The 13,622-nt window shown below is 75.6% G+C and carries 11 protein-coding genes; 1 reads left to right on the forward strand and 10 read right to left on the reverse strand.

What is annotated here, in order from left to right; all coding sequences use genetic code 11:
* Window positions 1-30: 30 nt before the first annotated feature.
* The 6 genes from GPA10_RS21255 to pqqA all read right to left on the reverse strand — a co-directional run bounded on the left by GPA10_RS21255 (window position 31) and on the right by pqqA (window position 4,210).
* On the reverse strand, window positions 31-840 hold the full coding sequence (locus tag GPA10_RS21255) for a heparin lyase I family protein (RefSeq protein WP_157166872.1): 810 nt from the start codon (window positions 838-840) through the stop codon (window positions 31-33).
* Window positions 841-847: 7 nt separating this feature from the next.
* Window positions 848-2,059 (reverse strand): pyrroloquinoline quinone biosynthesis protein PqqE, encoded by a 1,212-nt coding sequence (gene pqqE / locus GPA10_RS21260; protein ID WP_343041176.1) that lies wholly within the window; start codon window positions 2,057-2,059, stop codon window positions 848-850.
* Window positions 2,056-2,340, reverse strand: coding sequence for a pyrroloquinoline quinone biosynthesis peptide chaperone PqqD (pqqD, locus tag GPA10_RS21265; protein WP_343041177.1), 285 nt, complete (start codon window positions 2,338-2,340; stop codon window positions 2,056-2,058). The genes pqqE and pqqD overlap by 4 nt, the downstream gene beginning before the upstream one ends.
* On the reverse strand, window positions 2,337-3,026 hold the full coding sequence (gene pqqC / locus GPA10_RS21270) for a pyrroloquinoline-quinone synthase PqqC (protein WP_157166974.1): 690 nt from the start codon (window positions 3,024-3,026) through the stop codon (window positions 2,337-2,339). Before pqqC ends, pqqD begins: the two co-directional genes overlap by 4 nt.
* Window positions 3,027-3,124: 98 nt before the next feature.
* Window positions 3,125-4,036, reverse strand: a complete 912-nt coding sequence (gene pqqB / locus GPA10_RS21275; RefSeq protein WP_157166873.1) for a pyrroloquinoline quinone biosynthesis protein PqqB — start codon at window positions 4,034-4,036, stop codon at window positions 3,125-3,127.
* A 9-nt stretch (window positions 4,037-4,045) separates the two neighbouring features.
* Entirely contained in the window at window positions 4,046-4,210 is a 165-nt protein-coding gene (gene pqqA / locus GPA10_RS21280) for a pyrroloquinoline quinone precursor peptide PqqA (protein ID WP_157166874.1), read from the reverse strand.
* Window positions 4,211-4,563: 353 nt separating this feature from the next.
* On the opposite strand from pqqA, the gene GPA10_RS21285 reads away from it, so the two are divergent.
* Window positions 4,564-5,349 carry an aldo/keto reductase gene (locus tag GPA10_RS21285; RefSeq protein ID WP_157166976.1) on the forward strand — a complete coding sequence of 262 codons (786 nt, stop codon included), beginning with the start codon at window positions 4,564-4,566 and terminating at the stop codon, window positions 5,347-5,349.
* Window positions 5,350-5,476: 127 nt separating this feature from the next.
* On the opposite strand, the gene GPA10_RS43410 is transcribed toward GPA10_RS21285, so the two are convergent.
* The 4 genes from GPA10_RS43410 to GPA10_RS21305 all read right to left on the reverse strand — a co-directional run bounded on the left by GPA10_RS43410 (window position 5,477) and on the right by GPA10_RS21305 (window position 13,606).
* Complete coding sequence (locus tag GPA10_RS43410) at window positions 5,477-9,937, reverse strand: SAV_2336 N-terminal domain-related protein (RefSeq protein WP_157166875.1); 4,461 nt, start codon at window positions 9,935-9,937, stop codon at window positions 5,477-5,479.
* Window positions 9,927-10,967 carry an AAA family ATPase gene (locus GPA10_RS21295; protein ID WP_157166977.1) on the reverse strand — a complete coding sequence of 347 codons (1,041 nt, stop codon included), beginning with the start codon at window positions 10,965-10,967 and terminating at the stop codon, window positions 9,927-9,929. Before GPA10_RS21295 ends, GPA10_RS43410 begins: the two co-directional genes overlap by 11 nt.
* A 501-nt stretch (window positions 10,968-11,468) precedes the next feature.
* Complete coding sequence (locus GPA10_RS21300; RefSeq protein ID WP_157166876.1) at window positions 11,469-13,259, reverse strand: VMAP-C domain-containing protein; 1,791 nt, start codon at window positions 13,257-13,259, stop codon at window positions 11,469-11,471.
* Complete coding sequence (locus tag GPA10_RS21305) at window positions 13,256-13,606, reverse strand: CU044_2847 family protein (protein ID WP_063803688.1); 351 nt, start codon at window positions 13,604-13,606, stop codon at window positions 13,256-13,258. The genes GPA10_RS21300 and GPA10_RS21305 overlap by 4 nt, the downstream gene beginning before the upstream one ends.
* Window positions 13,607-13,622 lie beyond the last annotated feature (16 nt).

Genomic DNA, 13,622 nt, shown 5'->3' on the forward strand with positions numbered 1-13,622 from the left:
TACCTCCGGGTGGGGGGTGTCGGGCTGCGCTCAGGCGAGTTGGTAGCCGCGCAGGGCGGTGAGGAGCAGGTGCGTGTCCCGCAGGGAGCCCGAGGTGTCGCCGAGGGAGCGGTAGATGCCCCACTTGGGCCGTACGCGGTCGGCGAGGAAGGTGTCCACACCGGTCCGGGACTCGTCGACGACGGTCGTTCCGCCGCTCCCCAGGATCCAGCGCACGGACCCCGACGAACCGTCGCCGACCTTGATCCGGAAGTCGACGTCGGTCCACTTGTCGTGCAGGGGCTCCAGGTCGGTGCGGCCGACCAGGACGTCCCCGCCGAAGATCTTCAGCTCGATCGTCTGCCTGCCGTCGACCCGGCGCAGCGACTGCACCACGATCGGCGAGCCGCCGTCGCCCGGCTGCTTCATCTGCATGATGTGCGTGAAGGTCGTCGTCGCCCGCAGCGAACCAGGCAGGAACATGCGGTAGGTGATCCGCCAGGTCTGGCCCCGCCGCCACGTCAGGAAGGAGTCGCCGGTGCGGCAGCCGGTGACCTCCTGGCGCTGCCGGTCGCCGCTGGTGTCGCGGTCGACGGTGTGCATCGTGAAGCGGTAGGCGTCGCCGTCGACGGATATGTGCGGGCCCGCCGAGGGGTGGGAGTGGGCGCGGTCGTCCTCCAGCGTCTCGAAGGCGCGCAGGCCGACGTCACGGGCGGACGGCGCCCAGCGCAACCGCCAGGCGGCGGGGGCGGCGGTCCGCGCCGGCGGGACCGCGGGACCCGCGGCGGCGGCGGTGCCCGGCACTCCCGCCGCGGCCGTGCCGAGTGCCACGGCCAGCACGGTCCTCCGGGAGGGCGTCATCGCTCGCTCACCTCTGCTTTCCGGGGTCCGCCTGCTGGGGCGGCCGTGCTTCCTGGGGTGCTCGTGTGCGGTCGGACGGTGCGGGTTCGCGGTAGACGTAGGTGTCCGGCGTCGCCGGGCCGCGGGCGGCCTCGACCAGCTCGCGCACCAGGCCGTGGTCGGGCGAGCGGTGGCAGGCGGGGTCCGTGCGGGCGGCGTCGCCCGTCAGGGCGAAGGCCTGGCAGCGGCAGCCGCCGAAGTCGACGGCGCGCAGCTCGCAGGAGCGGCAGGGCTCGCGCATCCAGTCCTCGCCGCGGTAGCGGGTGAACGCGGGCGAGGACCGCCAGATCCAGTCGAGCGGCCGGTCACGGACGGACGGGGCGTCGGCGCCGAGCAGTTCCGCGGCGGCCGGGCAGGGCAGCGCCGTGCCGTCCGGGGTGACGGTCAGGGAGATCGCGCCCCATCCGCCCATGCAGGGCTTCGCGGTGGCGTCGACGTAGTCCGGCGCGACCCAGACCAGCTCCATGCGCCCGGCGAGTTCGGCCCGCAGGCGCTCCAGGGTGTGCCGGGCGCGCGCGACCTGCCCCGGGTCGGGGAGCAGCGCGTCGCGGTTGCGCAGCGCCCAGCCGTAGAACTGGGTGTTGGCCAGCTCGATCCGGTCGGCGCCCCAGGCCAGGCCGAGGTCCACCAGGGCCTCCAGGGCGTCGAGGTTGGCGCGGTGCAGGACGGCGTTGAGGCCGAGCGGCAGTCCCGCCTCGCGGACGAGCCGGGCGGCGCGCTCCTTCGCCCGGCTCGCGCGGGCGCCCGCGATGAGCGCGGCGCGGCCCGGTTCGGGGTGCTGTACGGAGAGCTGGACGCTGCGCAGCCCCGCCTCGACGAGCCCGGCGACGCGGTCCTCGTGCAGGGAGACCCCGCTGGTGACGAGCTGGGTGTGGATGCCCGCCCCGTCCGCGGCGGCCACGATCCGGTGCAGATCCCGGCGCAACAGCGGTTCGCCGCCCGACAGATGCGTCTGGACGACACCGAGGTCCGCGGCCTGCCGCAGCACGTCCGCCCACTCGTCGGCGGTCAGCTCTGCTGACCGACTGTTCAGTTCGACCGGGTTGGAGCAGTAGGCGCAGCTGAGCGGGCAGCCGTGGGTCAGCTCGGCGAGCAGGGCCCAGGGCGGGTCCGGGTCCGGCGGCGCGCCCCGCCGCGGGCCGGTGGGCGTGGTGTCGCCCGTACGGGGTGGGCCGGTCACCGCAGCCACCCCTCGTCGTACAGCCGCCCGAGGAACGCGGGGACTTCCGTGTCCACGGGGGCGTCCGGATGGCGGCGCGCGAGTTCCGCGACGATGGCGGCCACGTCGCGCTCGCCGTCGCACAGCGCCACGATGCCGCCGGCCGCCCCGCGCAGCACCACGACCCGCTCCGGCAGCAGCAACAGGTCGACGCCGCGCACCCGGTCGTGCCGGAACACGACCGAACGGGCGACCACGGGCCGCCAGCCGGGACTCAGCGTCGACGTCGCACTCGTGCTCACGACCGCGCTCCGTCCACGGCGGGCGCGGCGGTCGCGGCGTCCACGGCGTCCAGGAGCGACCACAGCACGTCGCACTTGAAGGCGAGGGCGGCCACGGCCCGCTCCTGCTCCTGTCGGGTACGGGCCCACGCGCGCACCAGGGCGAGCGCCTCCTGCCCGTCCCTGCCGCCCTGGCCGACACGGCCGCGGAAGTAGGTCAGGCCGTCCGCGTCGATCCACGGGTAGTGCCGCTCGAACGCGGCGATGCGGGTCCGCATCAGGTCCGGCGCGGACAGTTCGGTGAGGGAGGCCGCGACGGCGTCGAGCGCGGGCCGCAGCCGGCAGAAGTTGACGTACCCGTCCACCGCGAGCCGCACCCCGGGCAGCACCCGGGAGGCGTCCGTCAGCTCCTCGCGCGCGATGCCCGCCGCCTCGCCGAGCCGCAGCCACCGCTCGATACCGCCCTCACCAGGACGCTCGCCGTCGTGGTCCCTGATCCGCCGCATCCAGCTCCTGCGCAGCGCGGGGTCGTCGAACTTGGCGAGGATCAGGGCGTCCTTGACGGGGATGTGCCGCTGGTAGTGGAAGCGGTTGACGATCCAGCGACGCAGCTCGGCCCGGGTCAGGGTGCCTTCGTGCATGCGTACGTTGAAGGGGTGGCGGTCGTGATAGCGCTCGACGGAGACGGCACGCAGGCGGTCGGTCAGCTCGTCGGGGGTCCAGGGGACGCCGGGGGGCGCGGCGGGCGTGGGAGGTGCGGCTTCCGCGGGCACGGGGGCCGTCGCGGGGGTGTCCGCGGTCGTGCTCACAGCTCGATCACCATCCCGTCCCGTGCGACTTCGAGCCCCAGGTCGGCGAGGTGACGGTGCTGCTCGGCGCCCGGGTCGCCGAGCGGGTTGGTGTTGTTCAGGTGGGTGTAGAGGCACCGTCCGGGCAGCCGGGCGAGGCGGTCGGCGGTGCCGCCGGGGCCGGTGACGGGCAGATGGCCCATGCCGGTCGCCGTGTCCGTGCCGAAGCCGGACCGCCGGGGCTCCTCGTCGTCCCAGAAGGTGCCGTCGACGAAGAGGACGTCGGCCTCGCGTGCGGCGGCCTCGAAGGCGTCGGTCCAGGCGGCGAGGGCCGGGGCGTACAGGACGGTGCGGCCGCCGGCGGTGTCGCACAGGCGCAGGGCGACGGACCAGACGGGCGCCTCGGGGCCGGTGCCCGCGGCGTAGCGGGGGCGTTTGGCCGAAACCGGAACGGCGGACACCGTTACGGTCGAGCCGTCGTCCAGTTCCCGCGCCGTGCCGGTGAGCTCGCGCCAGCGCACCTTCGTGTACGGCCCGAGCACGGCGCCGAGGCCGAGGCGGTCGCGGACGGCCCCGGTCACCGGGGCGGTGGCGAGCACGTCGAAGCCGTCGCGGGCCTCGCGCAGCCGGGCGATGCCGAGGGTGTGGTCGAGTTCGGCGTCCGTGAGGACGACGCCGGCGAGCGGCGAGCGGCGGGTGTCGGCGGCGGGTCCGGGCGCGGGCAGCAGGTCCGGGCACCCTTCGATCTGCTCGCCGATGTCGGGGGTGGCGTTGACGACGTACCAGCGGTCCGGGCCCGCGCGAAGGGCGAGACAGGCGTGCCTGCGGCGGCGTTCGGGGTGGGCGCGTGCCCCGGCACAGCCGGGGCACGCGCAGTTCCACTGGGGGAGCCCACCGCCCGCCGCGGTGCCGAGCACCTGCAGCAGCATGGGGCCGGTCTACCGGTCGGCGAGGCGGTAGGCGGTGACCTCCAGCGAGGTCTCGACGACCGTGTACCCGGGCGACTGCCAGCCCGTACCGGGGTCGCCTTCCGGGGCTCCGGGGCCGGAGGGGCCGACGCGGCCGACGGGGACGGCCTCCGGGGTCTCCTGCTGAGTGTTCATGTGCGTGTCCTGCCTTCCTGAAAAAGTGGGGGTTCAGGAGCCACTGATACGGAACGCTCCACAGATACATAGGGTGTTCACATGGATGGCCTGCGTTCAGTGACGTGCAACAGCGTTGCGCCATGCGGAGACGCGGTCAATGGTTCGGACCGATCGACCGACACGGACGGACCTATATCCAGCCATTCTCCGGGGGCCGCACGGCGGCAACGCCACGCCGGGAATGCGGCACGGCTTCCCAGGAATGCACAACGGCCTCTGATCGTTGACCATGGGTGTACCACCCGACGACGTATAAGGATCGAGAGCTCGTGAGCAAGGTCCCCCCGATCATCCTGAACAACGGCACCGAGATGCCGCAGCTCGGCTTCGGCGTCTGGCAGGTGCCCGACGACGAGGCGGAGCAGGCCGTGGCGACGGCGCTGGAGGCCGGGTACCGCAGCATCGACACGGCCGCCGCCTACGAGAACGAGGCGGGCACCGGCAAGGCCATCGCCGGATCCGGTGTCGCCCGCGAGGAGCTCTTCGTCACGACGAAGCTCTGGAACACCGAGCACGGCCGCGACTCGGCCCTGCGCGCGTTCGACGCCTCGCTGGCCAAGCTGGGCCTGGACTACGTCGACCTGTACCTGATCCACTGGCCGGTCCCGGCCAAGGACGCCTACATCGACACGTACAAGGCCTTCGAGGAGATCCTCGCCGACGGCCGCGCCAAGGCGATCGGCGTCTCCAACTTCCTTCCGGAACACCTGGAGCGCCTCATCGACGCCACGTCGGTCGTCCCGGCGGTGAACCAGATCGAGCTGCACCCCCACCTCCAGCAGCACGCCTCCCGTGAGTTCCACGCCCAGCAGGGCATCACCACGGAGGCCTGGTCGCCGCTCGGCCAGGGCAAGGGCCTCCTGGAGGTCCCGGCGATCGTCGCCATCGCCCAGAAGCACGGGCGCACGCCCGCGCAGATCGTGCTGCGCTGGCACATCCAGCTCGGGAACGTGGTCATCCCGAAGTCGGTGACCCCGTCCCGCATCAAGGAGAACATCGACGTCTTCGGCTTCGAGCTCGATCCCGAGGACATGGCCGCGATCAGCGCCCTGAACGAGGACCGGCGCCTCGGCCCGGACCCGGCACAGATGGCGTAGTCCCTCCGGGTCGGCGACCGGCCGACCCCCGGGCGGGCGACCGGCCCGCGCGGGCCCCTCACGGGGTCGGCGCGGGCCGGTCGCTTTCACCGACCCGCGTCACCCGACCCGCGTCACCCGACCGACGTCACCCGACCGGCGGGGGCCCGCCCGAGGCCCGTCGCGCCTCGGTGAGTCGTTCGCCCGCGCGCAGCGTGTCGGCGTGGCCTGCCCCGAGCAGGCTCACGCAGTCGGCGTAGGCGTCCTCCGCCGCCAGCGCGGCCCGCTCCGGCTCCCCCGCCGCGAGCAGCGCGGCGATCAGCTCGCCGCGAACAGCGAGCGTGAACGTGTGGGCCGCCCCCAGCGTCCGTACGCACACCTCGATCATGTCCGTGAACAGGGGCGCGGCGGAGCGGGGCGCTCCGGCCGCGAGGGCGGAGCCCGCGACGCCCGCCCGCGCGAGCAGGGTGCGCGGGTCCTCCTCGCCGAGCGTCGCCGCGGCGAGGGCGTGGGCGTCGGCGAACTCCCGCCCGGCCCGTACGGCATCGCCCGACTCCCGGTAGGCGGCGGCCAGTTGCAGCCGCAGCGACAGGACGTCGCCGTACGCCCGCTCCCGCGGACCGGCCAGTACGGCGAGCGTCCTGCGGTACTCCTCGGCGGCCTCCTCGGGACGGCCGGCGTCGCGGTACGCGGTCCCGAGCCGCTCCACCGCCGCGAGGGTCCGCGGATCCTGCTCGCCGAAGATGCGCCGCCGCCCCTCCACGGCGCGCCGCAGCATGGCGAGGCCCCGGTCGGTGCCGCCCTGCCCGATGACGAACCCCGCTGCCTCCGCGAGCACGGAGGCGAAGTGTTCGGTGTCCTCACCGGGTGGCACGCACTTCATCAACTCCTCTATGTGCGGGAGCAGTTGACTCCAGCGCGGCCAGTTCGCGGGGTCGTCGGCGTCACCGGGAAGCGTCGCCGCCAGGCAGGCGGTGGCCTCGATCCGGGCCTCTCGGGTCGCCGCCCGGTCCGGCGGCGGGCCGGGCGGCGCGCCATGCGGCGGCCGGGCGGCTTCCGGAGCGCGCAGCACGGCCTGCACCCGGCGGCGCATCCGCAGGGTGGCCCCGTCCCGGGTGAGCAGGCCGTGGCTCAGCAGCCTCCGCACGGCGCGGGCCACCTCGCGGTCCTTCGCCATCCCGGAGAGGACGAAGTACGGTACGGGGGCCGGGGCGAACCAGGCCAGGGCGTTCAGGATGCGGGTCGCCAGCGGATCGTCGACGGCGCGCACCGCGGCCCGCAGCCGGGCCGTGACCTCGTCCTGCCCGCCGGCGCCGTCGCCGCCGCCCTTGCGGGCTGCCTCGTCACGCGCCGCGTCGGCTTCGAGGACCTCGCTCCTGCGGTGGGCGAGGTGGGTCCGGTACTCGGCGAGGGGGACGCCCCTCTCGGTGACGGTGGTGGCCGCCCTCGTCACCGCGAGCGGCAGACAGCCGAGTTCCTCGCACAGCAGGGAGACGGCGTCCGGCGCCGCGCCGCCGCCCGTACGGATCCGGAACAGCTCGACGGCCTCGGGCAGATCGAGCACACCGAGGTCGATGACCTCCCCGTCCCACCCCCCGGCGTACCGCGCGGTGATCAGCACACGCCCACCGCTGCCGAGCCGCCGCAGCAGCTGCGCGATGCCGCTGAGCTCGGCGGGGCCGGGGCTGGGCTCGGCGGGGCCGGGGCTGGGCCCGCCGGGGCCGGGGCTGGGCCCGCCGGGGCCGGGGCCGGGGCTGGGCCCGCCGGGGCCGGAGCTGGGCCCGCCGGGGCCGGAGCTGGGCCCGGCGCCGGGTGCGTGTGCGGCGTCCGGGGCGTGTGCGGTGCGCGGCTCGTGGGCGGTGCGCGGCTCGTGTGCGATGCGCGGCTCGTGTGCGGCGCCCAGTGCCTGTGCGGCACTCGACTCGTGTGCGGCGCCCCACGCCTGTGCCGAATCCGACGCCTGTGCGGCGCTCGGTGCCTGTGCGACGTCCGACTCGTGTGCGGCACCAGGTTCGCCCGAGGCGCCTGGGCTGCCGGTGCCGGCGGGGCCTTGGGCGGCCCCGGGCACGTCGGCAGGGTCGTGTCCCTCGGCGGCACCCAGCCCCATACCGCCGCCCAGCCCGTCGGCAGCACCCCCACCCCCGGTACCGCCCAGCCCCTCGGCAGCACCCTGGCCCTCGGCGTCGTCGCAACTGCCGGCAGTACCCGTACCCCGCGCGGCGTCGAGCCCCGCGGCCCCGCCGTCCTCCTCGCTCAGCCCCTTGGCGTCGTCCAGGACGAGTACCCAGCCGTGGTGCGCTGCGAGCCATCCGATCGCCCACTCCGCCGCGCGGGAAACTCGCGCGGGATCCGGCAGGGGGGTGTCGTCTTCCCCCAGCAGGGCGTGCGTCAGCCGCGCGAGGTCCTCGGCGATCGTCTCCTGCGACTGCGCCCGCACCCACCACACCGGACGCGCCGCGCCGCCGCGCGCGACGCCCGCCGCCCAGTGCGCGGCGAGCGCCGTCTTGCCCACACCTGCCACCCCGGTCACGACCACCGTGGCCGGGCCCTCGGCGCGGGACGCCAAGGAGAACGTGCCCTCCAGGACGGCCAGTTCCCGCACCCGGCCCACGAGGAGCTCACGCGGCGGCCGGTTCGTCAGGCCGCGCGGGCAGGTCACCGAGGCTGCCGGGGGCAGTGCCCACAGGGCTTCCCTCTCCTCCCCCGCCGCTTCCGCGATCCCCGGGGGTACCGAGGCCCCCGGGATCGCCGGGGACGCCGGGGGCACCGACGGCACTGCGGGCCCCGGCGGCCCCGGCGGCCCCGGCGCCTCGTGCCGCCCACCCGCCCGCAGCGGAGTCGCCCGCACCAGCAGCACCTCCAACGCCTCCTCGCTCACCAGCGCGAACGGTTCGCCGGGGGCGCCGAGGCCGCGGGTGCCCGTGCCGGCCGCGACCGGGACGACGGCGCGGAAGGTGCGGGCCGCCGAGCCCGCCCTGGTCTCGATCTCCCGGCCGATACGGTGCAGCAGGTCGGCGGCGGCGAGGGACTCGGGGCGGGGCAGGGTGCCGAGGAGGGCGGCCCGTGCGCCGGGCACGAACCGGTAGAGGCCCCGTTCCGGCTCCACGGGTTCGAGCAGCCCGCTGAGCAGCACCTCGGCGAGGTCACTCGGCCGCGACCCGGGCGTCACGCGCTGCTGTATCAGCCGCATGACGGGCAGCGCGGGCACCGAGAGGGCGATGTGCGCGGCGAGCTCGGCGGCCGTGGGCGAGGCGGCGGCCTGGAAGCGCAGGACGCGTTCGGTGATCGGCAGGTCGCTCTCGTCGGCGAGGGGCCGCCCGTGCGGGACGGTGTCCGCGCGGACGTGGGTGACGGCCGTGTCGCGGCGGCGGTCGCCCACGGCCATGACGAGCCCCGCCCAGTCCCCGAGCCAGTCCGGGGACAGTTCGAGGACCGGCACGGGCAGCGTGCCCCCGGGGGCACGGACCCGGCCGTCGTGGGGCGCGAACCGCAGTGCCGTGTTGGGGGCGCCCGCGCGGGAGGCGATCGCCCGGCCGGGCACGGCGGGGGCGGCGGTGCGCCGCCAGAGACGTTCGGGCAGCGGTTGCAGGACGGCCGTGGGGCCGCGCCGCGCCCACAGGTGTAGCGCGGGGCCCGCACGCCCGCCCCACCAGTGCGGCCCCGAGCAGTCGCTGAGGACGAGGACGACCTGGCGTCCGGTCGGGTCGACCACGGCCGCGGGCGCCATCGCGGGCCCCTTGGCCGAGATCCGCAGCCCGACGCGGCCCGGCACGTCGACGAGGTGCCAGACGCGGACGTCCCGGAAGGCACCGGTGCGGTGCATGGCGTCGCGCAACTCCCCTACCAGGGGGAGCCACACGCTCATCGAGGGGCCGATGTCGACGACGAGGGCGAGGCTCAGGAGCCGGTCGGTCGCGGGAACCAGGACGGGCGCGACGGGCGCGACGCGCGCGAAGGAGGCGAAGGGGCGCGCCCCGGCCCTGCGGGCGGCGCGCTCCGCCGTCGCCTGCTCGTCGAGGATGCGGCGGCGCGGGTCGGGGACCCGGCGTTTCAGCGGGCGCAGGGCGCGCTGGATGGCCAGTTCGTGGCGCAGGGCCTGCGGGGCGGGTACGAGGACGTCGTCGGCGTCGCTGCCGGGGTGCGGGGTGCCGTGCGGCAGATGCAGGGCGGTGCGCCCGTCCGCGCCGGAACCGTCCGCCCCGGAGGCGGACGATCCGGGACCGGGCACATCGACTCCGGTCGCACCGCCCCCGGGCGCACCGGCTCCGGACGCATCGGCTCCGGGTCCGCCGCCTTCGGCCGCGCCGGCCCCCGTGCCCGCTCCCGACCCCGCACCGTCGCCCGTCTCCCCCGCACCGTCCACCGCGTCGTCGGCGCGCCGCCCCTCCGCACCGGAGCCGCGGCGGTGCAGGCCCGAGTGCCCCGGGCCTCCGCGCGGCCCCGCGCCGGGCGCCCCGCCGGACACCGGCCGCCCTTCGGCGTCCCCTTCCGCACCCGTACCCGCGGGCGGTGGCAGGCGTTCGGCCAGCCACACCATCTCCGCCAGCTCCAGGGGCGTGACCGGCGGCCCCAGCTCCGCGAGGGCGGCCTGGAGCCGCTCAAGCGTCATCGGACCGGGTGGGTTCGGAACTCAGATACGGCATGACCTGGTCCGCCAGCTCCTCCACGGTCTCCGGGCGCTCGGTGAACGACGCGTGGTGGCACATGTAGATGGCGTTCAGGAGCTGGTCGTTGGCGAGCAGACCGCCGCCGCGCCGCTCGAAGAACCGCTGGACGACCCGTCGTACGCCTTCGGGGAGCGCGTCGTCCTGCCGCCCCTCGCCGGCGCCGACGACTCCGCCGAGGTGTTCACGGACGATGGCGGTCAGCTCGTCCACGCCCGCGGGCTGCTTCAGGTCCACGGTCACGCAGCGGCGCAGGAAGGCGGGCGGGAACTCGCGCTCGCCGTTGCTCGTCATCACGATGAAGGGGAAGGCGCGGCAGGTGACGGTGCCGTCGCGGATCTCCACGCGGTCGGTGGTGCTGTCGGCGGTCATCACCCTGGCGGTGGGCTCCGCGCGGCGGGCCAGCTCGACGAGTTCGTACGACCCCTTCTCGAAGATGGTGAGCAGGTCGTTGGGGAGGTCGATGTCGCTCTTGTCGATCTCGTCGACGAGCAGGACGCGTGGTCGTTCGTAGGGCAGCAGGGCGGTGCCGAGCGGGCCGAGCCGCAGGAAGTCGCCGATGTCGTCCGGCTGCGGACCGGTTCCGCCGGGCCGCGCCCGCTCGGCGGCGTACAGACGCGTCAGCGGGTCGTAGGCGTACAGCCCGTCCCGCAGGGTGACGCGGCTGGTGATCGGCCAGTGCAGGACTCTGCCCAGACGCAGTTCGTGGGCGACGGCGTAGGCGAGGGACGACTTGCCGGTGCCGGGTGCGCCGGTCACGAGCAGCGGCCTGCGCAGATAGAGGGCGGCGTTGACCTGGCGGACGGCGTCCTTGCCCGGCCGGTAGCTGACGGCGGCGTGCTGGTTGCCGCTGTCGCCCTGCGGGGTGCGCAGGGGCGGGCCGCCGGTGAAGGTCCGCCAGGGCGGCGGCGCGGGGAGCCGGTCGACGCCGTCGTGCGGGCGGCGGCTGCCGGAGTAGATCTGCCAGGACGTCAGCAACGGCTCGGCACCGGACGGCCCGGCTCCGGACGGCTCGGCACCGGTCGGCCCGACGGCGGACGGATCACCGCTGGACCGATCGCCGCCGGACGGCACGGCAGGTGGCGACCCGGCGCCGGGCGGCTCGGCGCCGGACGGGTCGACGGCGGACGGGCCGGGGGACGACGCGTCGCGGACGGACGGCTCAGGGGACGACGACCCGGAGGCGGACGGCCCAGGAGACGACGACCCGGAAGCGGACGGCCCAGGAGACGACGGCCCGGAGGCGGACGGCCCAGGAGACGACGACCCGGAAGCGGACGGCCCAGGAGACGACGACCCGGAAGCGGACGGCCCAGGAGACGACGACCCGGAAGCGGACGGCCCAGGGGACGGCGGGTCGGGGGACGGCGGCGATGATGCCGACGAGGCGGGTGGCGTGGGCGGTGTCGCAGGGGTGGGAGGTGTCGGCGGCATGGCGGTTCCTCCTGTGCTTGCCGGCCGCGGGGGCACGGCGCCTCAGGCGCCCGGTACGCCCATGGCCAGCGGCGGATCGGGGATGCGTGCGGGGTCGTCCCAGAACAGCGTGAGGCGCCGCCCGCAGTGGTCGGCGTCGCCCGTGTACGGGGAGTGGGCCTCCTTGCGCAGCCGCATGACCTCGACGGGCAGCCGGTCGGGGTGGCTCGTGCCGACGGCCGTGGTCAGCCGTTCCAGGAACGTGTCCGAGGTGCACACGCCGGTCCTGCCCTCGCAGCACGCGGACCGCCGCCACAGCATGATCGGCACACCGGTGTCGAGGGCCGCGGCGAGTCCGTCCTCCGCGGGGTGGGTGGCGTACGCGAGGGCGCACAGGTCCTCCTCGGCGTCGAACCAGCCGTAGAACTCCTCGTAGCCGAAGCCCAGCGCGCAGGCGACGGGCACCGGCCGGGTCTCGCCGCGGGCCCGCACCGTGCGCCAGCGCTCACGGGTCAGATGGGTGACGGTCAGCGGTTTCAGGCGCTCCACGTGGCGGACGACGACGGGCACGGTCCGGAGCGGGCGCGGCCGGGACGCGCCCGGCTCGCGCAGCTCCCACTCCTCGTAGGGCAGGTGCATCAGGCCCTGCGGGACCACGAACTCCAGCATCCAGTCGCAGTCGTGGAGCAGCCGTGCCTGGGCCGCGAGCACCGCCTCGACCTTGGCGCGCACCTGGTCGCGGCGGATCCGCTCGGTGGCCGTGCCGGCGACCGCCGTCCCGTCGACGGCCGTGATCACGGTCAGTTCGAGCCGTGCGCCCCGGGTGACGGGGTCGAGCCGTACGATCACCGATCCGGTCCTGACCGTGCCGGACTGCCCGGCGCGCGGCTGCCGGGGGCGGCCGTGGCGCGTCGTGCCCGGTTCGTAGCCGTCGAGGCGGCCGCGCATCCAGTCCTCCACGGCGGTGGCGGTGCCGTCGGGCAGGTGCGGCACGAGGGCGGTGAGCAGACGCAGCAGCCGGTCGTGGCCGGAGACGTACTCGCCGACGTAGCGGACGGCCGCCCAGGTGGAGGGGAACGGCGGCAGCGGGCGCCGGAACGTCGGGAAGGCCGCGCGCACGACGTGTTCGAGGCCGACGCCCGGCTTGACGCCTTCGAGCAGGGCGCGCAGCGCGCACCGCGCGTCCCGTGCGAGCCAGTCGAGGTCGAGGAGGTCGTCCAGGCCCTCCCAGTGCCTGCGGATGGTACGCAGGGGCATCATGCGGCCGATGTACCCGGCGTGGTCGCCGTGCAGCACGGCGTCGGTGACCATGCCGACGACGTGCCCGGTCCCCGGGTCGTACACGGCCGCGCCGCTGAACCCCTCGTCGAGGCGGCGCAGATGGGCCTGTTCGACCTCGATCTCCTGCCACTCGGGGCCGAGCGTGCGGTCCCCGCTGGTGCGCAGCGTGACGTACGCGCCCTGTGCCTCGTGCCCGTCGGGGAAGCCGAGGGCGCGCAGTTCACGGGTGGCGGCGCGGGCGTCGCCCGCGACCGGCCACAGCGCGTCGGCCGGCGCGAACACGCAGGGCGCGACGGCGGACGGCAGCGGCTGAGCCAGTTCGACGACGGCGATGTCGCCGGGGTCCCCCGGGCGCCGCCAGTCGCCGCGCCACGTCACCGTCGCGGGCAGTCCGCCCGCGAGTGCGGGCAGGGTGTCCGCGAGCCCCGGCAGCGTCACGGACACCTCGGGGCGGCCCTGGACGACGTGGGCGCAGGTGACGAGCCGCGTGCGGTCGACCAGGAGCCCGGCGCCGAGGGCCGCTCCGTCCGCACCGCCGATCCTCGCGCGCCAGCACTGCACGGCGGCGCTCACCGCTCGTCCTGTGTCCCGCCCTCCCCGCGCGCCCACCGCAGCTTGACGGTCAAGTGCCCCTCGGCGGCCGTCTTGGCGATGACGGCGCCCGCGGCGGCGCTGAGCTTCACCCCGAACTCCAGGCAGATCTCGTCGGCGTCGACCGCCTTCGTGCGGAACGTGCGCAGCGCGGACAGGGCGGCGCCGCGCACCTGGGACAGGGCCGTCTCGAACCGCTCCTCCACGTCCCGCACCCCGCCGGGCGCGCCCACCCCGCGCGCGACGGACTGGTACCCGGGGTCCCGGGTGTCCACCTCCACGACGACCGGCCCCTCGTCGGACTCCCAGCGCAAAAGCCCCTGCGACATGTGCGACCCCCCCCTC

The organism is Streptomyces typhae (assembly GCF_009755605.1).
GTDB lineage: Bacteria > Actinomycetota > Actinomycetes > Streptomycetales > Streptomycetaceae > Streptomyces > Streptomyces typhae.